24 protein-coding genes are annotated in these 23,827 nt (G+C 43.1%); 8 read left to right on the top strand and 16 right to left on the bottom strand.

What is annotated here, in order from left to right:
- The first annotated feature begins 1 nt into the window (after nt 1).
- Nucleotides 2–385 (top strand): fumarate reductase subunit FrdC, encoded by a 384-nt coding sequence (gene frdC, locus OC193_RS01195; RefSeq protein WP_048607793.1) that lies wholly within the window; start codon nt 2–4, stop codon nt 383–385.
- 12 nt (nt 386–397) lie between these two features.
- On the top strand, nt 398–784 hold the full coding sequence (gene frdD / locus OC193_RS01190) for a fumarate reductase subunit FrdD (protein WP_017067166.1): 387 nt from the start codon (nt 398–400) through the stop codon (nt 782–784).
- A 296-nt stretch (nt 785–1,080) separates the two neighbouring features.
- Here frdD and efp read toward each other — a convergent pair whose 3' ends face one another.
- Nucleotides 1,081–1,647 (bottom strand): elongation factor P, encoded by a 567-nt coding sequence (gene efp, locus OC193_RS01185; protein ID WP_048661402.1) that lies wholly within the window; start codon nt 1,645–1,647, stop codon nt 1,081–1,083.
- A gap of 33 nt (nt 1,648–1,680) precedes the next feature.
- On the opposite strand from efp, the gene epmB reads away from it, so the two are divergent.
- Entirely contained in the window at nt 1,681–2,703 is a 1,023-nt protein-coding gene (gene epmB / locus OC193_RS01180; RefSeq protein ID WP_048663210.1) for an EF-P beta-lysylation protein EpmB, read from the top strand.
- A 196-nt stretch (nt 2,704–2,899) separates the two neighbouring features.
- The gene (locus OC193_RS01175) at nt 2,900–3,388 is read left to right on the top strand and encodes an MgtC/SapB family protein (protein WP_048661399.1); all 489 of its coding nucleotides are present in this window, start codon (nt 2,900–2,902) and stop codon (nt 3,386–3,388) included.
- A gap of 94 nt (nt 3,389–3,482) precedes the next feature.
- Here OC193_RS01175 and OC193_RS01170 read toward each other — a convergent pair whose 3' ends face one another.
- From OC193_RS01170 to OC193_RS01155, 4 genes are all read right to left on the bottom strand, one after another.
- Nucleotides 3,483–4,961 carry a sensor domain-containing diguanylate cyclase gene (locus tag OC193_RS01170; protein ID WP_048663209.1) on the bottom strand — a complete coding sequence of 493 codons (1,479 nt, stop codon included), beginning with the start codon at nt 4,959–4,961 and terminating at the stop codon, nt 3,483–3,485.
- Between the two features lie 256 nt (nt 4,962–5,217).
- The gene (locus OC193_RS01165; RefSeq protein ID WP_017068001.1) at nt 5,218–5,775 is read right to left on the bottom strand and encodes a VC2662 family protein; all 558 of its coding nucleotides are present in this window, start codon (nt 5,773–5,775) and stop codon (nt 5,218–5,220) included.
- A 408-nt stretch (nt 5,776–6,183) separates the two neighbouring features.
- On the bottom strand, nt 6,184–7,830 hold the full coding sequence (groL, locus tag OC193_RS01160) for a chaperonin GroEL (RefSeq protein WP_048661396.1): 1,647 nt from the start codon (nt 7,828–7,830) through the stop codon (nt 6,184–6,186).
- Nucleotides 7,831–7,881: 51 nt separating this feature from the next.
- The gene (locus OC193_RS01155; protein ID WP_004741353.1) at nt 7,882–8,172 is read right to left on the bottom strand and encodes a co-chaperone GroES; all 291 of its coding nucleotides are present in this window, start codon (nt 8,170–8,172) and stop codon (nt 7,882–7,884) included.
- Between the two features lie 368 nt (nt 8,173–8,540).
- Here OC193_RS01155 and OC193_RS01150 point away from each other — a divergent pair, with 368 nt between their 5' ends.
- The 4 genes from OC193_RS01150 (at nt 8,541) to OC193_RS01135 (ending at nt 11,140) form a co-directional block, all read left to right on the top strand.
- Nucleotides 8,541–9,884: an MATE family efflux transporter gene (locus OC193_RS01150; protein WP_048663208.1), complete on the top strand. Its 1,344-nt coding sequence runs from the start codon at nt 8,541–8,543 to the stop codon at nt 9,882–9,884.
- 61 nt (nt 9,885–9,945) lie between these two features.
- A complete protein-coding gene (locus OC193_RS01145; RefSeq protein WP_048663207.1) occupies nt 9,946–10,431 on the top strand; it encodes a methylated-DNA--[protein]-cysteine S-methyltransferase in 486 nt (161 codons plus the stop codon).
- Nucleotides 10,432–10,539: 108 nt separating this feature from the next.
- Nucleotides 10,540–10,791: a type II toxin-antitoxin system Phd/YefM family antitoxin gene (locus OC193_RS01140; protein WP_048663206.1), complete on the top strand. Its 252-nt coding sequence runs from the start codon at nt 10,540–10,542 to the stop codon at nt 10,789–10,791.
- A gap of 1 nt (nt 10,792) precedes the next feature.
- A complete protein-coding gene (locus tag OC193_RS01135) occupies nt 10,793–11,140 on the top strand; it encodes a type II toxin-antitoxin system RelE/ParE family toxin (protein WP_048663205.1) in 348 nt (115 codons plus the stop codon).
- Nucleotides 11,141–11,365: 225 nt separating this feature from the next.
- Here OC193_RS01135 and gpmM read toward each other — a convergent pair whose 3' ends face one another.
- From gpmM to OC193_RS01080, 11 genes are all read right to left on the bottom strand, one after another.
- Entirely contained in the window at nt 11,366–12,898 is a 1,533-nt protein-coding gene (gene gpmM, locus OC193_RS01130) for a 2,3-bisphosphoglycerate-independent phosphoglycerate mutase (protein ID WP_048663204.1), read from the bottom strand.
- A gap of 226 nt (nt 12,899–13,124) precedes the next feature.
- On the bottom strand, nt 13,125–13,307 hold the full coding sequence (locus OC193_RS01125; protein WP_017063154.1) for a hypothetical protein: 183 nt from the start codon (nt 13,305–13,307) through the stop codon (nt 13,125–13,127).
- Nucleotides 13,308–13,444: 137 nt separating this feature from the next.
- Complete coding sequence (locus OC193_RS01120) at nt 13,445–15,382, bottom strand: polysaccharide biosynthesis protein (protein ID WP_048663203.1); 1,938 nt, start codon at nt 15,380–15,382, stop codon at nt 13,445–13,447.
- A 330-nt stretch (nt 15,383–15,712) separates the two neighbouring features.
- A complete protein-coding gene (locus OC193_RS01115; RefSeq protein ID WP_048663202.1) occupies nt 15,713–16,888 on the bottom strand; it encodes a DegT/DnrJ/EryC1/StrS family aminotransferase in 1,176 nt (391 codons plus the stop codon).
- Nucleotides 16,889–16,913: 25 nt separating this feature from the next.
- Nucleotides 16,914–17,540: an acetyltransferase gene (locus tag OC193_RS01110; RefSeq protein WP_048663201.1), complete on the bottom strand. Its 627-nt coding sequence runs from the start codon at nt 17,538–17,540 to the stop codon at nt 16,914–16,916.
- Nucleotides 17,540–18,148 (bottom strand): sugar transferase, encoded by a 609-nt coding sequence (locus OC193_RS01105; RefSeq protein WP_048663200.1) that lies wholly within the window; start codon nt 18,146–18,148, stop codon nt 17,540–17,542. Before OC193_RS01105 ends, OC193_RS01110 begins: the two co-directional genes overlap by 1 nt.
- Complete coding sequence (locus tag OC193_RS01100; RefSeq protein ID WP_048663199.1) at nt 18,145–19,353, bottom strand: glycosyltransferase family 4 protein; 1,209 nt, start codon at nt 19,351–19,353, stop codon at nt 18,145–18,147. Before OC193_RS01100 ends, OC193_RS01105 begins: the two co-directional genes overlap by 4 nt.
- A gap of 49 nt (nt 19,354–19,402) precedes the next feature.
- Entirely contained in the window at nt 19,403–20,533 is a 1,131-nt protein-coding gene (wecB, locus tag OC193_RS01095) for a non-hydrolyzing UDP-N-acetylglucosamine 2-epimerase (protein ID WP_048663198.1), read from the bottom strand.
- Between the two features lie 8 nt (nt 20,534–20,541).
- A complete protein-coding gene (wbjC, locus tag OC193_RS01090; protein WP_048663197.1) occupies nt 20,542–21,645 on the bottom strand; it encodes a UDP-2-acetamido-2,6-beta-L-arabino-hexul-4-ose reductase in 1,104 nt (367 codons plus the stop codon).
- Nucleotides 21,645–22,682: a polysaccharide biosynthesis protein gene (locus OC193_RS01085; protein ID WP_048663196.1), complete on the bottom strand. Its 1,038-nt coding sequence runs from the start codon at nt 22,680–22,682 to the stop codon at nt 21,645–21,647. The genes wbjC and OC193_RS01085 overlap by 1 nt, the downstream gene beginning before the upstream one ends.
- A complete protein-coding gene (locus tag OC193_RS01080; RefSeq protein WP_048663195.1) occupies nt 22,675–23,826 on the bottom strand; it encodes a glycosyltransferase family 4 protein in 1,152 nt (383 codons plus the stop codon). Before OC193_RS01080 ends, OC193_RS01085 begins: the two co-directional genes overlap by 8 nt.
- Nucleotide 23,827 lies beyond the last annotated feature (1 nt).

Below are 23,827 nucleotides of genomic sequence, written 5' to 3'. Positions count from 1 at the left end.
TATGAGCAATCGTAAGCCTTATGTTCGTGAGATGAAGAGAACGTGGTGGAGCAACCATCCGTTCTACCGCTTCTACATGCTACGTGAAGCGACTGTACTGCCTTTGATTCTATTCACTCTGTTCCTAACCTTCGGTTTGGGTGCACTAGTGAAAGGCCCTGAAGCTTGGGCTGGTTGGTTGAGCTTCATGGCTAACCCTATCGTTGTTGGTATCAACATCGTGGCACTGCTAGGCAGCTTGCTACACGCTCAGACCTTCTTCAGCATGATGCCTCAAGTAATGCCAATCCGTCTTAAAGGCAAATTGGTTGATAAAAGAATCATCGTACTGACCCAGTGGGCAGCGGTGGCTTTTATTTCTTTAATCGTTCTTGTTGTGGTGTAAGGAGCTTTCGTTATGAACACAAATTACAAAGTAAAACCTGTTAACCACAATCCACAACGCTCTGATGAGCCAATCTGGTGGGGCCTATTTGGCGCTGGCGGTACTTGGTTCGCGATGATCACACCGATCACGATTCTAGTGTTAGGTATCTTAGTGCCAATGGGCATCATCGATGCGGACGCAATGAGCTACGAACGTGTCTCTGAGTTTGCCACCAGCATTATCGGTGCACTGTTCATCATCGGTACGCTGGCACTGCCAATGTGGCACGCAATGCACCGTCTTCACCACGGCATGCACGACCTTAAGTTCCACGTCGGTGTTGCAGGTAAAGTGGGTTGCTACTTCGTTGCAGGCCTAATCAGCGCATTGTCTGTTATTTTCATCTTTATGATCTAAAAGCAGATGCGGGATTCGGGTAAACGAGTATCGAAGAGCTAAAAAGCAGATTCTAGTATCGGGTAATCGAGATTCGAAGAGCTTAAAGCAGATGCGGGATTCGAGTAATCGAGATGCGAAAAGCTTAAGAGCAGAAAAGCGAAAGCAGAGCTAGGTTATCCAGCTCTGCTTTTTTTTTGTTTTTCGTATCTCGCATCTCGTTTACGCGCATCTGCTTTTTTAATACAAAAAAGGTCGCTCATAAGCGACCTTTCTTATTTCACTGAGCCATCTTAAACAAGATGGACACAATCAAATTATTTTACACGACCAACGTATTCGCCAGTACGAGTATCAACTTTAACAACTTCACCGATTGCGATGAATAGAGGTACGCGAACTACCGCGCCAGTTGCTAGAGTTGCAGGCTTACCGCCAGTACCTTGTGTGTCGCCTTTAAGGCCAGGATCGGTTTCTGTTACTGCGATCTCAACAAAGTTTGGTGGAGTTACTGTGATAGGGTTATCATTCCACAACGTTAGAGTACAAACGTCATTTTCAACTAACCATTTTGCAGAGTCAGCAACTGCTTTTACGTCTGCTGCGATTTGCTCAAATGTTTCGTTGTTCATGAAGTGGTAGAATTCGCCATCGTTGTATAGGTAACCTAGTTCAACGTCAACAACATCTGCAAGCTCAAAGCTTTCGCCTGATTTGAATGTTTTCTCTAACACTTTGCCTGACAGCAGTTTACGAAGTTTTACACGGTTAAACGCTTGGCCTTTACCTGGCTTAACGTATTCATTGTCGATAATTGAGCAAGGCTCGTTATCTAACATGAATTTTAAACCGCCTTTGAATTCATTGGTGCTTACTGACGCCATGATTTTCTCTTCCACATCTTTGAGTTAATTTCAATGCCGCATATCATAACCCGAAAAGTCGAATCTGTTGAGCAAAACTGGCTCAAACAACTATCGAATGCGATCTCTGACCCGACAAAACTGCTTGAGGCATTGGAAATAGACCCAACACCGTGGCAAGCAGGCTTCGCTGCTCGTGAGCTATTTGCACTTAGGGTACCTCTTAGCTTTGTCGAACGAATGGAAAAAGGCAACCCACACGATCCATTACTAAGACAGGTTTTACCGCTAAGTGAAGAGTTTGAGGTGCACCAAGGCTATTCCGCTGATCCCCTAGAAGAGCAAGAGAACGCAATCCCGGGCTTATTGCACAAATATAAAAATCGTGCACTGATGATAGTGAAAGGTGGCTGTGCGATTAACTGCCGCTACTGCTTCCGTCGTCACTTCCCTTATCAAGATAACAAGGGCTCGAAGTCTGTTTGGCAAACCAGCCTCGACTATGTGGCGGCTCACCCAGAGATCAACGAGGTTATCTTGTCGGGTGGCGATCCACTGATGGCCAAAGACAGCGAACTAGAATGGCTGATTCATGCTATCGAACAAATTCCACATGTGAAAACCGTTCGAATTCATAGCCGATTACCAGTTGTGATTCCAGCTCGGGTAACGGATGAGCTGTGCCAATTGTTAGCGCAAACTAGCCTCAATGTGGTCATGGTCAGCCATATTAACCATGCCAATGAAATCAACTTTGAACTCAAGCAAGCCTTCCATAAGCTTAGGCTAACTGGAGCGACTCTGCTCAACCAAGGCGTGATGCTTAAAGGTGTAAACAACAGCGCTAACTCATTGAAAGAATTAAGCGAAAAACTATTCGATGCCGGTGTTTTACCTTACTATATGCATGTGCTTGATAAGGTTCAGGGCGCGGCGCACTTCTATATTTCAGATGAAGAAGCGAAGCATCACTTTACGGGATTAATCTCTGAGGTTTCTGGCTACCTAGTACCTAAATTAACCCGAGAGATTGGCGGACGCAGCAGCAAGACACCACTCGACCTACACATTGAATAACTCTATCTCGAGCAATGGTCGCTTCTTGAGTATCAAGAAGCGACAAAAGAAAAACTCCCCTAGCTTCACCTTAATAACAGACGGCTGCTAGACTTTAAGTCATCTTCATCAATCGTTAAGACAAAAAGTTTTTGTTCGATCGTCCGGTCTATTATTAGCATACTCGGCTCTATTCTAAATTTTTAGGAGGGGTGATATGACACAACTTATAGAACAAACTCTCAACCTTGCCCCCTTTAGCTGGGCAGGCCTTGCAGTATGCATGCTGTGTGGTTCGTTAATCGGCATCGAACGACAAACACGCGGTAAACCGGTAGGGATCAGGACATCGATTCTGATCATCAGCGGCACCTACTTCTTCCTCACCATGGCGATTAGCCTTTCCCCCAATACGCTCGATCAAGCTCGTGTGCTTGGGCAGATAATTACTGGGGTGGGTTTCCTTGGCGCTGGGGTAATGATGACATTGGATGGCAAGATTCATGGTGTCACGTCAGCCGCGATTATATGGGTACTCGCTGCATTAGGTATGATGATCGCACTTGGTCACCTTTCGCAATCGGTCATTATCACGCTAATGGCGCTGGTGATTCTGCTTGGTGTCGATAAAGTGGAAAACAGCTTCCAAAGCCTACGCCGCGGTGTTCACCAAAAGTGGATGAGAAAAGGTCGCGCGAAAAAATAATCCTAATCTTAGGTGCAATTTCTTAGAGACAATTGCTTAGAGACAAAAAAGAAGCCTAGTCACACGACTAGGCTTTAAGTTTTTACGAAAGCGCTTAATACACCTGAATACACACCTGGTTCTTGCCCGCAGCCTTTGCCTTATAGAGCTGATCGTCGCAAGCACGAATACTCTGGTTTTCCCACAAATGCCCGACACTGTCGAATTTGTACAAGGAGTAGAGCGTCGCACCACCAGAGACAGAGATATTTATCTTGTCACCCGTTGGGCATCGATAACTCTGTAGGCTAATGTCGTTTTGAATTCGCTCAAAGATCGATGAAAGCAACTCTGATGATTCACCCGTAATCGCGACAACAAACTCTTCGCCACCAAATCGAGCCACGATATCTTGCTGTCTAACGCTGTTCAGCATCAACTGAGCAACATGGCAAATCACCTCGTCCCCCACTTTATGACCATGCTGATCATTAACGACTTTGAAATCATCAATATCAAACACGCCAACACCAATAATCGGCTCCTCATCCTGCGCCAGTAATCGAGTTTCAAAGCCACGTCGATTCAGCAAGCCCGTTAATGGGTCGCACATTGCTAGGGCATTTAAACGCTGGTGCTCTTGCCTTGTATAAAAACGCCATAGCCATAAAACCGAGAGCAGATACAAAACCAACAGTATCGAAAGCTGAATCTTCTCCATCTCCAATACATGCAGAAAGTGCTCGCTCTTATCTTCTTCAATACTCAGATATAGCTGCGTGTTAATGTCATCAACATACAGAGGCTTAGAATAGGTAAAGTCCATAAAGCCGTATTTGTTTGCGCCTCGCGTACTTGTGACTTTATAGCCATGGGTAGGGTTTGATACTAGGTTAGAGACATAGCCATCGACACCCAATACCCCTTTAAACTCACCATTAACGTAGATCCCTTTGGTTAAGGTCACCACTTTTTGACCTGTCAGATAATCATCGTATTGGCCGGTATACACCACTTGGTCTTTGCCTTGCGATAGGCCAAAGCGAACCGTATTGATCCAATATGGTCGGCTATTTACGACAGAGTCGAACGTATCACCTTTCATATATTGGGCAATATCAGAGGGGGAAGAGATAATAAACTTCTCTTTCGAGATGAAGTAGATCGCTGAGATGGTATCAATGGTATTGGCGAAATAGGCCATGGTAGGCGCAATAAACAAACGCTTACCCGCTTCGGTATAAAGGTCCGATTTCGGGTTACACATCTCGCGAGGGCCAGAGAACATAAAATCAAAACGAGGGGCATGTTGCTCCTCACTAGTGAAGTAGCACGTCTCACCTTCAATCTTTTTGTCATGCGAGAATACGTAGGTATCCCCATGCAGTGGATAAAGCGCAGTGATGTTGTACTCAAGCGCATTTATGATCTGTGTGAGCTCCGCTAAAGAGCGTGTCACGCCTTGGTTTTCGATTCCATACTGTTTATCTGATTCTTCCGCTGAATCAACGAGCAACAAGCTCAAAACTACTAAAAAACTGGCGGTCAGACTTAAAAAAGCCTTTTTAAAATCGATGGTATGGTGGTTAATCAAAGCATATAAATCATCACTGGAAATTTATCGCACATTGTACTTATAAGTAAAAATACTGCAATAGAAAATATAAAACAATATGCTTATCAGGTGGTTTGAGAAGTTTATCTTGGTTGTGGAATTGAATGTAATAACGCCTAAACAAGGGTTTAGGCGTTGATAGGCTTAGCTTTTAAACGCTAATGCGCTAAATAAAAGCTAATACGCCAACTAAACATCGCTCGCCAATAGTAGAACTAAAGGCTAAACGACCGCTTTATTTAGCAAAGTTGACAATCGGGAAGCACGGGAAGAAACCGTTATCAGCACAGTTGATCAGGCCAACTTGTACACCTTCGATTTTGTTGGTTTTGTTGAAGATACCAACCTGAACCGTCGACACTTCTGAAAGGTTCGCAGCGCCAACATCAACCATAGTGTTACCTTCTGAGTAGTTGACGAAACTCACGTTCGCGCCTTTTACATCATTGGTAATGTTCACTGCACCAAGGTTAACACCCGTTGTTTTACCTGTGTTCCAGTTGAAGAAACCTAGAGATGCGCCGGTCATTTCTTGATTCACTTTTGATGCACCGAAGATACCCAGGTTCACACCTGTAGTCGTTTGCGTCTCAGACATACCAACAACCGCAAGATCAACACCTTTAAGGTCGTTTACTTGTCCGTGAAGCAGAGCTAAACGTACACCGCCAACCGCATCTGAATCAGGTGCGTTGAAGCCGTTGATCGTTGAAAACATAACAGGCGAAGAAGCGAATGCCGCTGGTGCCATTACTGCTGCCGACACAGCAAGTACTGAAAGTAGTTTTTTCATTGGGGAGTCTCCACTGACTTATTGTTGACTTGATTAATCCATTTTCAATCAAGCATTTATTATCCTTTATTCAACAGCTATCCATGTTAGATCAATGTCATAACTGTACTGTTGAATATAAGACGGTAAATCAAAAAGAGCAATGGTTGAATAAGAGCGGATGAGAGGTAAGAGTAGCGATCTAGGCCCGTGTTTCTATTTGAAGGTGTAAAGATTCCCTATCACGCTCGTGCCTCGCTGTAGGGAATGACGATGGATAAATGTCTCAAATCAATAACTACCGTCATTCCAGAACAGAGGAACGAAGTATCTGGAATCTCAGTTTAACGACGAATCCAATTATAACGAGCAAAAAAAACGGAGACCGAAGCCTCCGTTTTCAATTTCACTATGAATAGCGAGGGATGATTACATCATACCGCCCATGCCACCCATACCGCCCATGCCGCCCATATCAGGCATTGCAGGAGCTGAATCTTGAGGCTTGTCTGTCACCATCGCTTCTGTTGTGATCATAAGACCAGCAACTGATGCTGCGAACTGAAGTGCAGAACGAGTCACCTTAGTTGGATCTAGGATACCCATAGCAATCATGTCGCCGTATTCGCCAGTCGCCGCGTTGTAACCGTAGTTACCTTCGCCAGCACGAACGTTGTTAGCAACCACAGACTCTTCATCGCCTGCGTTCTTAGTGATTTGACGAATCGGTGCTTCCATCGCACGTAGTGCAACACGGATACCTACGTTTTGCTCTTCGTTGTCGCCTTCAAGGCTAGCAACTTTAGATGCAGCGCGGATAAGTGCAACACCACCACCAGCAACCACACCTTCTTCAACTGCAGCGCGAGTTGCGTGAAGTGCATCTTCTACGCGGTCTTTCTTCTCTTTCATCTCAACTTCAGTCGCAGCGCCAACTTTGATTACAGCAACACCGCCAGCTAGTTTCGCTACGCGCTCTTGAAGTTTCTCTTTGTCGTAGTCTGACGTTGCATCTTCGATTTGTTGACGGATTTGAGAAACGCGACCTTGGATCATCACTTCATCGCCCGCACCATCGATGATAGTCGAGTTTTCTTTAGTGATAGTAATACGCTTAGCTTGACCTAGGTCTTCTAGCGTTACTTTCTCAAGGTCTAGGCCAATCTCTTCAGAGATAACCGTGCCACCCGTTAGGATAGCGATATCTTGAAGCATAGACTTACGACGGTCACCGAAACCAGGTGCTTTAACCGCAGCCACTTTAACGATGCCACGCATGTTGTTCACAACGAGAGTTGCAAGCGCTTCGCCTTCTACATCTTCAGCGATGATAAGAAGTGGACGAGATGCCTTAGCAACTGCTTCTAGAGTCGGAAGAAGTTCACGGATGTTCGAAACTTTCTTGTCGATAAGAAGAATGAATGGGCTTTCTAGATCAACAGAACCCGCTTCTTGGTTGTTGATGAAGTAAGGAGACAGGTAACCGCGGTCGAACTGCATGCCTTCAACTACGTCTAGCTCGTCTTGCAGAGCCTGACCTTCTTCAACCGTGATTACGCCATCACGACCTACTTTTTCCATCGCTTCAGCAATGATGTTACCTACTGTCGAATCCGAGTTCGCAGAGATAGTACCTACTTGAGCGATAGCTTTAGTATCAGAACATGGAACAGAAAGGCCTTTAAGCTCTTCAACTGCTGCGATAACCGCTTTGTCGATGCCGCGCTTAAGATCCATTGGGTTCATGCCAGCAGCTACGGCTTTTAGGCCTTCAGTGATGATTGCTTGTGCAAGAACTGTTGCTGTAGTGGTACCGTCGCCTGCTGCGTCATTCGCTTGCGAAGCCACTTCTTTAACCATTTGTGCGCCCATGTTTTGGAACTTGTCTTCAAGTTCGATTTCACGTGCTACAGAAACACCATCTTTAGTGATCGTTGGTGCGCCAAATGATTTGTCTAGAACAACGTTACGGCCTTTAGGACCTAGCGTTACTTTTACCGCGTCAGCCAGAACGTTTACACCTTCTAGCATTTTAATACGTGCGTCGTTACCAAATTTAACGTCTTTAGCAGCCATCTTTATTTCCTTTAAATTCTTTATTCAGTCAGTTCAGTTTTATGGGTCGGATTACTCAACGATTGCCATGATGTCGTTTTCAGACATGATCAGAACTTCTTTGCCGTCGATTTTTTCAGATTTAGTGCCGTAGCCTTCAGCGAAGATAACAGTGTCGCCAACTTTAACGTCCAATGGTTGTACTGAACCGTTTTCTAGAATGCGGCCTTTGCCAACAGCTAGAATTACACCGCGAGTTGATTTTTCAGCGGCAGAACCAGTTAGAACGATGCCACCAGCAGATTTAGATTCAACTTCTTGGCGCTCAACGATAACTCGGTCGTGTAGAGGACGGATATTCATCGGTCAGATCTCCTGATAATTTCCATTTAATTTGATAGTTGCCACGATTGGCATGGGGTTAAAGAGTATGTTGGGGCGATGTGAAAGATCCCAAGGGGTGAAAGGGAAAAATTGTGATCTAAGGGGCAGATACGGGATGCGAATAGACTTGAGAGCAGATACGAGTAAACGGGATGCGAGATACGAAAAGCAAAAACGCCCCTGCGAATAATCCTGTGTAACTGTCAGGGATAAAACAAAAGAAGGCTGCATCTCTTTTTCCGCTTTTAGCTCTTCGATACTCGTTTACCCGCATCTCGCATCTGCTTTTCTTTCTTTCCAAGCCACATCTGTTTATCCTACTCCTTTCGTTTCAGCTGGCGTTTTACATGCAAGATAAACACGGGCTTCTTACAGCCCCGATAGCAGACACTCTGCGCACTATGACCATACCGACCATATTCGGTATGGTGGCGATCTTGATGTTTAACCTTGTCGATACTTTCTTTATCTCATTACTGGGTACCCAAGCCCTTGCTGCGGTGAGCTTCACCTTCCCTGTCACCTTTGCCATCAACTGCATTACCATGGGTATAGGCATTGGCTTATCAACGTGTATTGGACGCTTGCTTGGTCAAGGTTGCGCGCAAAATGCGGCTCGCTTTACTTGTCACGGTTTGCTGCTTGCGGTGTTGCTTGTTGGTTTTGCATCAACTCTGGGGCTTGTAACGCTTGAACCCATGTTCGCCTTATTGGGGGCAGAACCAGAGTTACTACCACTAATCTCTGAATATATGACGGTCTGGTATTTAGCTATTCCACTACTTGTTATTCCAATGGCAGGTAATAGCGCAATACGAGCGAGTGGTGATACAAAAACCCCCGCTAAGATCATGATGCTGGCCGGCCTGATTAACGGCATTCTCGACCCGCTGCTGATCTTCGGTTACGGGCCTTTTCCTGAACTAGGAATTCAAGGTGCAGCCATTGCTAGCGGATTCAGTTGGTTTGGTGCTTTATGTGGCTCACTTTATGTGTTAACCATACGAGAAAAGCTACTTGCTCCGCCCAAACCAAAAAGCATCATCAGTGACTGGAAACAGATCTTAACCATCGGCACACCCGCCGCTCTTTCCAATGCGCTAAATCCACTTGCTGGTGCCATTATTATGATGATGCTAGCCAACCAAGGGACCGAAGCAGTGGCGGCTTACGGAGCTGCCCAACGTATTGAATCGATTCTGATCATCGTATTGATGTCTTTAACCTCTGCTCTCACGCCTTTTATGGCGCAAAACTTTGGTGCTAATAATCCACAGCGCAGTTTCAAAGCCCTGTTCTTAAGCATGCGTTTTGCTGTGCTATTTCAGGGTTTGATTTTCTTAATGATGGTGCCATTGAGCATCCCTTTGGCTGCCCTCTTTTCTCAAGAAGAATCCGTACGAGGCATCTTGTGGCATTACCTGTTAGTTGTCCCGTTTAGCTATGGATTCCAAGGCATTGTAATGATGCTGATCAGTGCCATGAATGCGATGCACCAACCACTCAAAGCCTTTCAATGGAGCTTCATGCGTCTGTTTGTATTTACCTTGCCGTTCGCTTGGGTAGGTAGCCAAATCGATGGCGTCGAAGGGCTGTTTATAGGCCTAGCTTTAGGAAACATAATGGGTGGAATTTCGGGGTATTGCTTTGCACTTCGTGTTAGGGGGAAAGCAGATACGGGATGCGAGTAATCGAGATGCGAAAAGATATAAGAGCTTGAGAGCAGAAAAAGACTAAAAAAAGGAAGATGACATGGAAGACACCACTTACAAAATGCTTTATGACGCACCGATAGGCAAAATGATCATTGTGAGCAATGGTGTGTCGATTATTGAAATTGACCATATCAATCATGAAGAGCTAATGATTAGCAATCCAGATGACCTTTGCCAACTGGCAGCGAAACAGTTAGATGAGTACTTCGCAGGTCAACGAACTGAATTTGATTTGCCATTGAGAGCGACAAAAGGCACGGACTTTCAAAAATCGGCTTGGCGGGCTCTCACTTCTATTCCTTATGGCGAAACCATTAGTTACGGTGAACAAGCGAAAAGAATGAATAACCCAAAAGCAGTAAGAGCTGTGGGTGGTGCGAACGGCAAGAACCCGTTTAGCATCGTAGTCCCATGTCACCGAGTGATTGGTGCAAATGGGACATTAACTGGCTACACCGGTGGCATGAACCGCAAAGAGTGGTTACTCGACTTTGAGCGTTCGGTTATAGATAGAACGCAATAAGCCTTATCACGCTAGATCGATAATATAAAAGTTCACCATCAAGAAGTGCCGTTGTCATCAGACTAAATATAGTCTACATTTAAACTTCCACATTAAGAGATAATGATAATGTCCACTGAAACGATAAGTTACTTAAAAAAGCACGCGGCTAACCTCGATTTATCGGAGCCTATGACCATTACTCAAAATGGTAAACCCGCTTATACGATTGAATCTTATGAAGATCGAAAGCGTAGAGATGAAGCTATAGCGCTAATGAAACTATTGTCGTTTTCTATTGATGATGAAAAATATGGCCGAGTAAACTCCAGCTCTCAGATTCGAGATAAACTGGCAAAGCGTAAACAATCGGTTCAATAATATGACCACCATCGAGTACACAGACACCTTTGAACAATTACTTGATGCTTTAATTAATTACTTAAGTGATTATTCGAGTGAAGAGTCTGTCATTGAACGCATAGAAGCTCTTCTCGACCGATTTGAAGCCTTAGTCTCTGATAACCCTCATGCTGCAAACATTGCCCCTTCTCTACTAGAACTCGGAGTGAAAAACTTTCGCGAATTTCACCTCGATAGTTTTCGTATTATCTACCGAACGTTACCGACAGCTCATCCGAAAGAAACGAGAGTAATTGTAGATGTGATCGCATTGCAAAAACAAAACTTAGAACAACTGCTCATTCAACACTGCATACTCTACAAATAGCGTTTAGCTCTGCGAATCTCTATTCCCCCGTATCCCTCATCTGCTCTTAAGCTCTTCGCATCTCGATTACCCGAATCCCGAATCCCGAATCTGCCCTTAAAGCTCTTCGCTACTCGTTTACTCGTATCTCGCATCTATAAAAAAGCCCGCACTTTAAAGTGCGGGCTTTCAAAATCGTTAAAGCTCAACGTGAACCGCTGAGCCAAACCATTATTTAACTACTAACTACTTAACGATCACGTCACCTGACATTTCAGCTGGGATATCAATACCAGACAGAGAAAGCATCGTTGGTGCAAGGTCAGACAGCTTACCGCCTTCTTTGAACTCAACGTCTTTGTTGCCTACGTAGATAAGTGGCACTGGTAGGTTAGTGTGCGCCGTGTGGATGCCGCCCGTTTCTGGGTTTACCATCATTTCCGCGTTACCGTGGTCTGCGGTGATAAGCAGTTGGCCATCAGCTTCTTTGATTGCTTCAACTACTTTACCAAGACATTCGTCTAGCGACTCTACCGCTTTAACCGCTGCATCGTAAACGCCAGTGTGGCCAACCATGTCACAGTTAGGGAAGTTACAAACGATAGCGTCGTATTTGCCGCCTTTGATTGCTGCAACAAGCTTTTCAGTGAGCTCTGGTGCGCTCATTTCTGGCTGTAGGTCGTACGTAGCTACTTTTGGAGAAGCAACAAGCTGACGCTCTTCGCCTTCGAACTCGTCTTCTTTACCGCCGTTGAAGAAGAACGTCACGTGCGCGTATTTCTCTGTTTCAGAGATGCGTAGCTGCGTTTTGCCTTCTTTCGATAGCCACTCACCGTAGGTGTTCTCTAGAGAAGCCGGTGGGAATGCACAAAGAAGTGGGATGTCTGCAGCGTATTGAGTCAGCATCACAAAGTCGATCGCTGGGAATACGTTACGAGCAAAGCCGTCGAAATCAGGAACGAATGCACGCGTGATTTCACGAGCACGGTCGGCACGGTAGTTCATGAAGATAACCGCATCGCCATCAACGATAGCGGCAGACTCTTCGCCTTCTGCTTTGATTTCAGTCGCTTTAACGAACTCATCGTTTTCGTCACGAGCGTAAGCCGCTTCTAGGCCAGCTACTGCTGTGTCGAATGTGAACTCAGCTTTTGCTTGAGTCAGTAGGTCGTAAGATTCTTGAACGCGATCCCAGTTGTTATCACGGTCCATTGCGTAGTAACGACCAATAAGCGAAGCCACACGGCCTTTACCTAGCTTAGCGAATAGCTCTTGGAAACGTGCCAATGTGTTTTCTGCGCTACGTGGCGGCGTATCACGACCGTCTAGGAAAGCGTGTAGGTAGATTTTCTCTGCACCACGCTCTGCTGCCATTTCAACAGCCGCGTAGATGTGATCTTCATGAGAGTGAACGCCACCTGGAGACATAAGGCCCATGATGTGAACCGCTTTATCAGCTTTCACCGCTTTATCGATAGCATTCACTAGCGTTTCAGTTTGGCCGAACTCGCCGTCTGAAATTGACTTAGTGATACGAGTAAGATCTTGGTATACCACGCGACCCGCACCGATGTTGGTGTGACCCACTTCTGAGTTACCCATTTGACCATCAGGTAGGCCTACATCTAAGCCAGAAGCCGAGATTAGCGTGTTAGGTTGGTTAGCAATAAGACCGTCTAATACTGGTGTTTTAGCGTTCGCGATAGCGTTGTCTTGGTTGTCTTCACGGTAACCGTAACCGTCAAGGATCACTAGAGCCATTGGCTTCTTAGCTGACATAGGACTGACCTCGTTCAATTCAAAATAAATCGGTATAAAAACAAATTAGCGTAATTTTACTACAGTTTACAGTCAAAACTGTAGTGGAAGATCAAGAAAGGGCGCAGGTAGGATGATCGAATGTGAAAAAAAGCGTCATTTTAGGAGGGAGTAAAGTAGGGATATGAACACTTATATCCCCACCATCCATATTGAAAAAGCGCAACAACGGTAGCCTCACGGCTCTTCAGTTTAGAAGATTAATTTCAGTGTCATGCTCTTCATCATCGTCCTGTGACTTTAGATCATGCACCGCTGGTTGCTCTATCACTGTGGTTTTGTTGGTAACATATTGAAAGCTAAAATCATCCCACAATATTTGATCCAAACTTTCTTCAATTTCTTGATTAGATGAAATATCTATTATCATGATTACTGCCTCATATCGCTATTAAAGCTCATAGTAATTATGGACAATAAACAGAACATCCTCGAAATAATTGTGTAAAAAACACGCTAACAGAAAGTCATAATTCACATACCCGAACCCAATATCGGCTCTAGGCTCTAGGCTCTAGGCTCTAGAAGGAGCTCTTCTTGGTTCTGAGCAGCATTCCAAACCAAATCCCCTACCCCATCTGTCGGCTTAAACCCGGTTGGTGCATCGAGAAGAAGCTGGCGAATCGTATCATGTTGTAGGTTATGACAAGCAAAATCCAAAGATTCAAGTAGCGTGTCATATTCATTAATCGGTAAGAACACTTCTTGCGCGGTCATGATTCGCTCATGAGCGGTTGGGGCGACATTATCACCAATCAATAACTCTTCATACAGCTTTTCACCAGGACGCAGGCCTGAGAATTGGATTTCAATATCACCATGAGGGTTTTCTTCATTCTTAACCGACAGGCCAGAAAGGTTAATCAAGTTTTCAGCCAAGTCTGTGATTTTAACCGATTCCCCCATATCAAGAACGAAAACATCACCGCCTTTACCCATAGCGCCCGCCTGAATCACTAGCTGCGCCGCTTCAGGAATGGTCATAAAGAAACGGGTAATATCACGGTGAGTCACAGTGAGTGGGCCACCGGCTTTAATCTGCCTTTTAAACAAAGGAATGACCGAACCAGACGAGCCAAGTACATTACCAAAACGGACCATACAGAAACGTGTACCGTGCTCTTTTTGGTTCTCTTGCTCAGCCAAAGCTTGCAGGCCTAATTCCGCCATACGCTTGGTGGTACCCATCACGTTAGTTGGGCGTACCGCTTTATCTGTCGAGATAAGCACAAAGGATTCAACACCCGCTTCAATAGCGGCTTTGGCGGTATAGTAAGTGCCGTAAACATTATTACGCACACCTTCGACAACGTTGTACTCGACAAGAGGAACGTGTTTATAAGCCGCAGCATGATAAACCGTCTGCACACCAAAAGATTGCATTGAGGTTAACAAGCGATGCGAACGCTGCACCGAGCCTAGTAGAGGCACGATTTCAACATCGTAACCTTTGGTTTCTTTAACTAAAGAAAGCTCACGATCAATTTGGTATAAGCCAAACTCAGAGACTTCAAACAGCACTAATGTTTTAGGTTGTTGTTTAAGGATTTGACGACAAAGTTCAGAACCAATAGAGCCGCCAGCACCGGTCACCATCACCACTTTTCCTTTGATATTGGCTTCCATCAGAACCTGCTGAGGCGCAACCGCATCACGACCGAGCAAATCTTCAATAGGTACATCGGTAAGCTCATCAATCTTTGCTTTACCTGACACAATATCCGCCATTTCAGGAACGGTTTGAATCTCAACGGGCAGCTGCGCCAGCAAATCCAATACTTGCTTACGGCGAGCGCGAGAAGCGCTTGGGATCGCGAGCAAGATTTTAGAAACATCGTGCTTCTCAATCAACCTTTCCGCTTTGTCTAATACAATAACGGGCAAACCCAAAATCATCGTATTGGTGAGCGTTTTATCTTCATCAATGAACGCGCGTACTCGATAGTTTTCAGACGCTCTTAACGCGACAGCCAATTGTCGGCCGCCTGAGCCCGCACCGTAAATTAATACTTCTTGACGTGAATCTTTCGATGTCGTCGCGACAAGATTGCGAACCACCAAACGAGAGCCGCCACATAACAAAGCTAAATAAGCACCGTAAATAATAGGCACCGTACGAGGGACTGGTTCTTGCAGGTAATACGCAAACAGAGCCAAAGAGATTGCCGACAATATTGCGCCTGCCGTTACCACAAACAGCGCTTGAAAGGTGAGATACCTAAGTACTGCGCGATAAAGCCCTAATTTAGTAAAAATAAGCACCGTCATTATTACTGTTAAGCCTGTCAGTAATAAATTATCGCCATCATTCAAAAATTGGAAATCACCTAGCCTTGTCCACAACGCAATGTGCAGAGAGAATATAATGAGTAAAGCATCAATAGAAACACTGATAACCCGCTTTTTAAAACGAGAAAGGTACCATATGAAGTTTAGACGTTGCATAAAGTTATTCTTATTTATGAGTATTTAATAAACCACAAAAACTGCATGAGTGGATGTGTTGAACATTATTTAAATTCGCAAAGAGAACTTGCAAAAGATAACCCGAACATTTAATTCGCGCTTTAATTTGTTATTAATATAAAAACCCCAACAGTTCGACAACTTTAAGCTATTGGGGGGTTGGTGAAAGCTTAAAAACGAGCTTAAGCTAACGGGCATCTCATATATTGAACATTCAGCAATAAGCCAATAAGCCAATAAGCCAATAAGCCAATAATGTTGAGACCAAAGGTGCTTAAAGAAAAAGCTCTTTATTACTTATGAGGATGGTTAAGCTTGTGCTTCAAGTAAAATTGCACGCAGCACTTCAGCCGTTTTGTCGATCTCATCCTGCGTTAAGGTTGGGTGCACTAAAAACATTAAGCTGGTTTCACCTAGCTCAACCGCATTCTTTAATGGTGTTTCTGGCCTGAAGCTTGTGCCATCAAATGCTTTTTCTCGGTAAACCTCAGAACAACTGCCTTGATATGCGGGTACACCGTGTTCAACAATCGCATCAACAATTTTATCGCGAGTCCAACCTGGCTTTAAATGTTCAGGGCGAATAAACATATAATGTTTATATTCTGCATGCTCAATGTATTCAGGAATATCCACACTACGAATAATAGCAAGATCAGCAATAGCCGCTTCAATCACAGCAGCATTCGCTTGACGCTTGTGCGTCCACTCAGCCATGCGTTGAATTTGGATACGCCCAATAACGGCTTGCATTTCTGTCATGCGCCAGTTGGTACCAAAGCTTTCATGAAGCCAACGGAAGCCCGGTGGGTGCTCGCGGTTGTAAATAGCATCAAAGCTTTTACCGTGATCTTTATAAGACCACATAAACGACCATAGATCTTTGTCGTTAGTGGTTACCATGCCGCCTTCGCCGCCCGTGGTCATGATCTTGTCTTGGCAGAAGGACCAAGCACCAATATGACCAATCGTACCGACACTACGACCTTTATACTTCGCACCGTGTGCTTGAGCACAATCTTCAATAACCTTAAAGCCATGCTGTTCAGAAAGCGCCATAATGGCATCCATCTCGGCTGGCATACCCGCAAGGTGAACAACAATCACGACTTTAGTTTTTGGTGTAAGTACCGCTTGTATCGATTCAGCCGTGATGTTTTGACTATTCAGATCAACATCCGCAAAAACAGGCGTCGCACCAGCCGTTACAATAGACGAAGCTGATGCTAAGAAAGTGCGAGATGTGGTGATCACTTCATCACCCTGAGCAACCCCAAATGCTTTTAATGCAACATCTAACGCTAGCGTACCGTTACCCAGAGCCACTGCATATTCACAGCCAACCCAAGCCGCAAACTCTTTTTCAAACTCACGACCTTCTTGACCCGTCCAGTAGTTTACTTTATTTGAAAGTACAACCTTACTTACGGCGTCCGCTTCTTCTTGAGTAAACGAAGGCCATGGGGAAAATGATGTATTAAGCACGATGTCACCTAATCAGTTTTAATTTTTATGATTTGATAAGCTCATGAGCTGGAGAGCCCACGACGGTTTTAAAATTTGGAATATTATTGATAACCGTTGAACCAGCACCAACGACTGAATCACACCCAATAACAACAAGCTGTTTAACTTGGCTACCGATTCCTATCCAAGTGTTTTTGCCAACTTCAACGCCACCAGCTAAGTTAACACCCGGACTAATGTGGACACCTTCAGCGAGCTTGCAGTCGTGATCAACAGTGGAGCCAGTATTAATAATGCAGCTCACACCAATATGACTAAAGGGGTTCACGACCGCATTCGCCATAACAACCGAACCTTTGCCAATATTGGCGTACTTGCTAATTACTGCACTTGGGTGAACAAGCACACCAAAGTTCGCTCCCGCAGAAGTCAATTCACGCTGTTTGGAACAGCGAGTCGCATTGTGACCAATCGCGACAACAGTCAGGTCATACTCTTTCACGTTAGAAAGAAGCGTACTTGTATCACCAGACACAGACCAATGCTCAACGGATTTTAAGCTTGGCCAACTGTCATCAAAAAACACAATATTCTGATAGCCGTTAAGTTCAGCTATCTCGGCGATTACTTTTCCATGCCCACTCGCACCTAAAATAGCGCAGCTTTTCATTATTGATTATTACCTTGATGCGATGAGCCCATAAAAGGTTCTATGGTGACATGCCCTTCTGCTGATATGCCCTCTTTTACAAAGACTTTTTTTACCGTTAAGAAAAGAATTTTAATATCTAGCCAAAGGGTTCGGTTATCGACATACCAAACGTCTAATGCGAACTTCTCTTCCCAACTGATTGCATTGCGCCCGTTAATTTGCGCCCATCCCGTTATCCCAGGACGAACGTCATGGCGGCGAGCTTGCTCTTTGTTATAAAGGGGAAGATATTGCACTAATAAAGGACGAGGGCCGACTAAACTCATATCACCCTTCAAAACGTTCCAAAGGCCCGGTAACTCATCGAGGCTGCTTGAACGTAACTTGTCACCAAACGGCGTCATGCGCTCGTCATCAGGTAGTGGGTTGCCATTAGCATCAACAGCATCTTTCATACTTCGAAACTTCACCATTTCAAATGGTTTTCCGTTTAAACCAGGACGCGTTTGGCGAAATAAAACGGGAGATCCAAGATTTTTGCGAATCTTCCAAGCAACGAAGGCAATGATAGGCAAAAATACAATTAAAGCCGTTAAAGATACAATAAAGTCAAAAATTCTTTTCACTTAACGTCCTCAAAAATCGAGATAAACTTATTAACACCTTGCTTCAGAGAAAGATGTTGTTCGTAATACTCTTTACCAGCTTCACCTAAGCTTAACCTTTCCAACTCCGTTAAAGAACAGACATGCATTACGGCTTCAGCTAAAGATTCCGGATTATCAGGTTGACAAGAAACACCAGCTTTAGCTTTATTAATTAAATCAGAAGCGTCACCCGCAACTCCCATAACAATGGGTTTACCCATTGCCATGTTTGCTTGGGTTCTCGATGGCACTGTGATTTCGAATAATTCATTTTTGTTTAAATGCACCAGAAGCATATCCGCCTCAGAAAGCAGCGAACCAACTTGTTGCATAGAAACCCTTGGTAAGAAATGTACGTTACTTAAGTTCATTTCTTCAGCGCTTTCTACTGCTGACTGTTTAGCAACACCATCACCCAGAAGTACAATATTTACGCCAACATTTTTACTTTGTAATATATTCGCAGCTTGAATAATCGAAGGGAGCCCTTGAGCAAAACCAAGATTGCCAGCAAATAACAAATTTAAATTCCCATTATCAGGCAACTTAACTTCCGTTTGTTCAAAATTACTTAAAGCAGGCTCGTTACACCAGTTATAAATAACTTCTACCTTTTTAGCGGGAACCCCCCTAGACACTATTCTTTTTTTGAAACCCGGTGATAAGACAACAACTTTAGATGCTCTCTTATATACGAAGTCACAAACTTTTCCGACTATGTTAAGAACTTTTCTGTTACTAATCATCCCTGTCGCAGATAATGTATCAGGCCATAAGTCCTGTACATCGACAATAAAAGGAGCCCTTTTACAAAATCCCAATAAACAAGCTGACAAGGATGTTGTTAAAGGAGGGTGATAACTATAAATAACATCTATATTTCTAGTTTTTATCAGTCCTACAAGAAAAGTACTAATCGCGAATGACATATAATTTAAAATTCGTTTAGCTGCAGAGCCATCGTGGCTTGGATACAAAGGTGCTCGATGGATAGTTATCCCATCCATAACCTCTTTTTGGTAAAAGTTAATTTTATAGCCATCGTAAACTTTACCGCCAGGATAATTCGGGAAGCCAGTAAGCACTTCAACCTCATGGCCCTCATCACGTAGAGCTTGAGCAAAAAGAAGACCTTTAAAGGTAGGTTCTGGGTCAAACCATTGAGTTAACAAAAGAATTTTCATATATGACTCTATCTTGTAACTCGTGAGTTAACCTCACGAGTTAACTCACTTAATACTCTTTCCAAACGACTCGCTTTACGTAATCCGTATACGAGTGAATGATTCTCACCATTTTGTCAGATACATTCGGCATGCTGTAATCGTATACTGGGCGTAATAGTCGCTCATTACCACTTGGCTGAGTCTCTAAAATTTGCAGCGCTTGCATTACACGCTCGACATCTAGACCAACCATCATGACCGAAGCCTCTTCCATTCCCTCTGGGCGCTCATGAGCCTCACGAAGGTTTAGTGCTGGAAAGTTCATAATGGATGATTCTTCATTTATGGTTCCACTGTCAGACAGCACCGCCTTAGCATTCTTTTGAAGGTGGTTGTAATCGTGGAAACCCAGAGGCTTTAATAACTGGATGTTAGGATGAAATTCTACGCCCTGCGCTTCAATTCGGTTACGAGTTCTCGGGTGAGTTGATACGATAACTGGTAAGTCATACTTCTCTGCAACTTTATTCAAAGTTTCAGCTAGTTTTGCCAGCTGTTTCGGAGAATCTACGTTTTCTTCACGGTGAGCGCTCACCACAAAAAATTGTCCCTTTTCAATTCCCAAACGAGATAATACATCTGAGCCATCAATTTGAGGCATATAGTGACTTAATACCTCAAACATTGGACTGCCTGTTTTAATCACACGATCAGCAGGTAGACCTTCCGCCAGTAAGTAATCTCGCGCAATCGAGCTGTAAGTTAGGTTGATATCGGCGGTGTGATCAACAATACGACGGTTAGTTTCTTCTGGTACACGTTGATCAAAACAGCGATTGCCTGCTTCCATATGAAAAATGGGTACTTTACGACGTTTTGCGGGTATAGCAGACAAGCAAGAATTAGTATCACCCAATACTAACATTGCATCTGGCTGGATCTCTTCTAATGCTTGATCCACCTTGATGATCACTTGCCCGATAGTCTCTGCTGCATTTTTACCTGCAGCACTTAAGAAATAATCCGGTTTACGTACGCCCAAATCACTAAAAAAGACTTCGTTGAGCTCGAAGTCGTAATTTTGACCAGTATGGACAAGAACATGGTCACAGTGTTCATCCAATTTAGCTAACACTCTAGATAATCGAATGATTTCAGGTCGAGTACCGACCACTGACATTACTTTTAGTTTTTTCATTTTTATTCCTACAGCGGCTTTGCAAAAGTGTCTGGTTTATCTCGATCAAAAATTTCGTTGGCCCATAGCATTACGATTAGTTCCAAGTCGCCTATATTTGTCACATCATGTGTCCAACCAGGCACGGTTTCCACTACTCGGTAATCATCCCCCGTAACATCTAACTCGTAGCATTCACCAGTTGAGATATGTTCAAATCGAAATCTTGCTTGCCCCTTAATAACCAAGAATTTCTCATTTTTTGAATGATGATAATGCCCGCCACGCGTGATACCCGGATGAGCAGTAAAGAAAGAGAACTGCCCAGCATCTTTAGTTTTCAAAAGCTCACAAAAAGAACCACGAGGATCTGTATAAGCAGGAACCGTATATGAGAACTGTTCTGGGGAATAGTAACTAATGTAGGTCGAATAAAGTGCTCGTAAGAAGCCAGAACCTACATTTTCCGTTATTAAAGAAGATTTACTTTTTTTAAATGACTCAAGTGCGTTAGCAACTTCACCAACCGTTGTTGGGTAGATTGGCTTAATTGATTGCTCACCTGACTTCTCATCATGATTCAGATGATGAATGAAATGTTCGCAAACTGTATCTATATAAACTAAGTTAACTTTTGCGGCAGGGTCGTTGATCGTTAACGGTAGATCATTGGCTATATTATGGCAAAAAGTAGCGACCATTGAGTTGTAATTTGGTCGACACCACTTACCAAAGACATTTGGCAAACGATAGATATAAACTTTTGCTTGAGACTTTAAACCATACTCTTTTACAACATCTTCGGCCTGAGCCTTACTAACACCGTATGGGTTCGATTGCTCAGCTTGTATAGAAGAAGTAAGAAGAATGGGTGTAGCTTTGTTAAGCTCGTTTAGCTTGGTTACAATATGCGAAGTTAGGCCAGTATTGCCTTGTTTGAATTCATCGTCACTTTTAGGGCGATTGACCCCAGCCAAATGATAAATGAAATCTGCTGTTTCTAATGCATTGTCTAACTTTTGAAGTGAATGGTCTCGGTCAATTTTAACAATATCTGTAAAACCTTGCTCTTCTAATTGAAAACACAAGTTTTTGCCAATAAAGCCTTTTGCGCCTGTAACTAAAATTCTCATTACACACCTTCAGGCACGTTAAGACTGCCAGCTGCTATATCAGCAATAAAATCCAACTTATGAAGTAACTTAATCATGCCCGCTACATCTAAACGATCGGTATTATGAGAGTTGTAATCTTCAATAACGCTTAAGTCTTGTTCTCCCTCTTCAACGTATTGTGAATAGTTTAAATCTCTGTTGTCTGAAGGGATTCGGTAGTACCCCCCTTGGTCTTCAGCAACAAACATCTCTTCACGGCTACACAATGCTTCATACAGTTTTTCACCATGACGAGTGCCTATCACATTGACTTCATGTGCGGGTTTAGACGTTATGGTTTTTAAAGCCTGCACTAAAACATCAATAGTTGCAGCAGGCGCTTTTTGCACGAAGATGTCGCCATTAATACCATGTGTAAATGCATGCAATACAAGATCGACAGCATCATTCAATGTCATCATAAAACGTGTCATATTCGGGTCTGTAATTGTGATTGCATCACCATTTATAATTTGACGCAAAAACAGCGGAATAACCGAACCACGAGATGCCATGACATTGCCGTAACGCGTTGCCGATATAACTGTCTTGTTAGGATCAACATTACGCGATTTAGCAACAATGACTTTTTCCATCATCGCTTTTGAAATACCCATAGCATTTATTGGGTAAACCGCTTTATCTGTACTCAAACAGACAACTCGCGACACTTCGTTTGCAATACACGCTTCTAACACGTTTTCAGTACCTAGAACATTTGTCTTTACAGCTTCCATTGGATGGAACTCACACGAAGGTACTTGTTTCAGAGCTGCAGCATGGAAAACAAAGTCAACACCACGTGTAGCCGATAGAATGGAGTTATAATCTCGTACATCACCGATATAAAACTTCAACTTTGGTGAATTGTATTTTTTACGCATGTCATCTTGTTTTTTCTCATCGCGTGAGAAAATACGAATTTCTTTGATATCTGTTTCCAAAAAACGGTTTAGTACAGCATTACCAAATGATCCTGTACCACCAGTAATTAATAACACTTTATCTTTAAACATTTCCTTCCTCTGTTGCAAACAATTTAGAATAATTTAATTTTAATTTTTCAATTTTACTGAAATTATTTTCAAAAATATATGACTTTGCAGAATCTGCATATTTCTGGTATTTATCACCATCTAAAGAGTAGTAAAATTTTATCGCATCAACAAAATCAGATATAGATTCCAAAGAGATATCAAAGCCAGCGTCATGATCAACTAACATTTTAAATGGGGTATTATTTGAAATTAAAACAGGAACTCCTAGTGAAAGTGACTCAAAAATTGAATGACCAAAATTTTCACTTTTAGTTGGCAAAAAGAACAAATCTGAAGACGCAACAGCTTCCATTAATTCTGGACGATCTTTGGGACCTTTAAAACTTATAGATATATTGTTTTTTTGAGAAAAATTAACACACTCACTGTAGTAAGCAGCATCCTCAATTGCACCATACGCATCAATATGAACATTACAACAGCCCGATAATTTTATCGTTTTTAGGGCGAACAGTAAGTTTTTATGAGGAACGACACGAGCAGCATATGTTATATTAATTTTATGAGCCATTTTATTATTAACTATGGCCTTGCCCAATAGAGAGTAATCTGGAACATTTTCAATAAAAGAAACTTCTGTTTTTTCAGAAAAATTTTCTTTTCTAATCTGTTCAACTTCATCAATTGAGGTAGCATGAAAATGAACACTGTTAAAAACACCTATTTTTTTAAGAATTCTAAGGTATAGTTTTTTTTTACTATACCCTTTAGAAATTGCCTCGCTATATAACTGCCCTCTAGGAGCAACTATTACCTTTTCAGGTGAGATCAAGCCCGCTTTAAAAAGTAATAAAGGAATAAGAGTGTATACAGGATCGAACAAACTGTTTAGATACAGTACTTTTGATTTTCTAGATTGGGATAGAAGTTTAAAAGTGTATCTTATAATTCCACGACTATAGTAGAACTCACTTTTACCAAAAAGGGAAAAAACTTCATTAGATATTATAGTCCCATCAATGTCCTCATTGCTTGAAAGAACTTTAAACTTAAAGTTTGCGTTTCCTTTGAGCATGTCGATCATATTAAATACGCTTTGTATTGGGCCGCCAGCTTTGTACGCAGGATAGTTATACTTACTTGAGATAATTACATTTACCATT

Source organism: Vibrio crassostreae (genome assembly GCF_024347415.1).
Classification (GTDB): domain Bacteria; phylum Pseudomonadota; class Gammaproteobacteria; order Enterobacterales; family Vibrionaceae; genus Vibrio; species Vibrio crassostreae.
This window is presented reverse-complemented; position numbering and strand designations above follow the sequence as displayed.

Bases quoted from the DNA above. Each gene is read 5' to 3' on its own strand.
- frdC (WP_048607793.1), top strand. From the start codon at position 2: ATGAGCAATCGTAAGCCTTATGTTCGTGAGATGAAGAGAACGTGGTGG.
- frdD (WP_017067166.1), top strand. From the start codon at position 398: ATGAACACAAATTACAAAGTAAAACCTGTTAACCACAATCCACAACGC.
- efp (WP_048661402.1), bottom strand. From the start codon at position 1,647: ATGGCGTCAGTAAGCACCAATGAATTCAAAGGCGGTTTAAAATTCATG.
- epmB (WP_048663210.1), top strand. From the start codon at position 1,681: ATGCCGCATATCATAACCCGAAAAGTCGAATCTGTTGAGCAAAACTGG.
- OC193_RS01175 (WP_048661399.1), top strand. From the start codon at position 2,900: ATGACACAACTTATAGAACAAACTCTCAACCTTGCCCCCTTTAGCTGG.
- OC193_RS01165 (WP_017068001.1), bottom strand. From the start codon at position 5,775: ATGAAAAAACTACTTTCAGTACTTGCTGTGTCGGCAGCAGTAATGGCA.
- groL (WP_048661396.1), bottom strand. From the start codon at position 7,830: ATGGCTGCTAAAGACGTTAAATTTGGTAACGACGCACGTATTAAAATG.
- OC193_RS01155 (WP_004741353.1), bottom strand. From the start codon at position 8,172: ATGAATATCCGTCCTCTACACGACCGAGTTATCGTTGAGCGCCAAGAA.
- OC193_RS01150 (WP_048663208.1), top strand. From the start codon at position 8,541: ATGCAAGATAAACACGGGCTTCTTACAGCCCCGATAGCAGACACTCTG.
- OC193_RS01145 (WP_048663207.1), top strand. From the start codon at position 9,946: ATGGAAGACACCACTTACAAAATGCTTTATGACGCACCGATAGGCAAA.
- OC193_RS01140 (WP_048663206.1), top strand. From the start codon at position 10,540: ATGTCCACTGAAACGATAAGTTACTTAAAAAAGCACGCGGCTAACCTC.
- OC193_RS01135 (WP_048663205.1), top strand. From the start codon at position 10,793: ATGACCACCATCGAGTACACAGACACCTTTGAACAATTACTTGATGCT.
- gpmM (WP_048663204.1), bottom strand. From the start codon at position 12,898: ATGTCAGCTAAGAAGCCAATGGCTCTAGTGATCCTTGACGGTTACGGT.
- OC193_RS01125 (WP_017063154.1), bottom strand. From the start codon at position 13,307: ATGATAATAGATATTTCATCTAATCAAGAAATTGAAGAAAGTTTGGAT.
- OC193_RS01120 (WP_048663203.1), bottom strand. From the start codon at position 15,382: ATGCAACGTCTAAACTTCATATGGTACCTTTCTCGTTTTAAAAAGCGG.
- OC193_RS01110 (WP_048663201.1), bottom strand. From the start codon at position 17,540: ATGAAAAGCTGCGCTATTTTAGGTGCGAGTGGGCATGGAAAAGTAATC.
- OC193_RS01100 (WP_048663199.1), bottom strand. From the start codon at position 19,353: ATGAAAATTCTTTTGTTAACTCAATGGTTTGACCCAGAACCTACCTTT.
- wecB (WP_048663198.1), bottom strand. From the start codon at position 20,533: ATGAAAAAACTAAAAGTAATGTCAGTGGTCGGTACTCGACCTGAAATC.
- wbjC (WP_048663197.1), bottom strand. From the start codon at position 21,645: ATGAGAATTTTAGTTACAGGCGCAAAAGGCTTTATTGGCAAAAACTTG.
- OC193_RS01085 (WP_048663196.1), bottom strand. From the start codon at position 22,682: ATGTTTAAAGATAAAGTGTTATTAATTACTGGTGGTACAGGATCATTT.
- OC193_RS01080 (WP_048663195.1), bottom strand. From the start codon at position 23,826: ATGGTAAATGTAATTATCTCAAGTAAGTATAACTATCCTGCGTACAAA.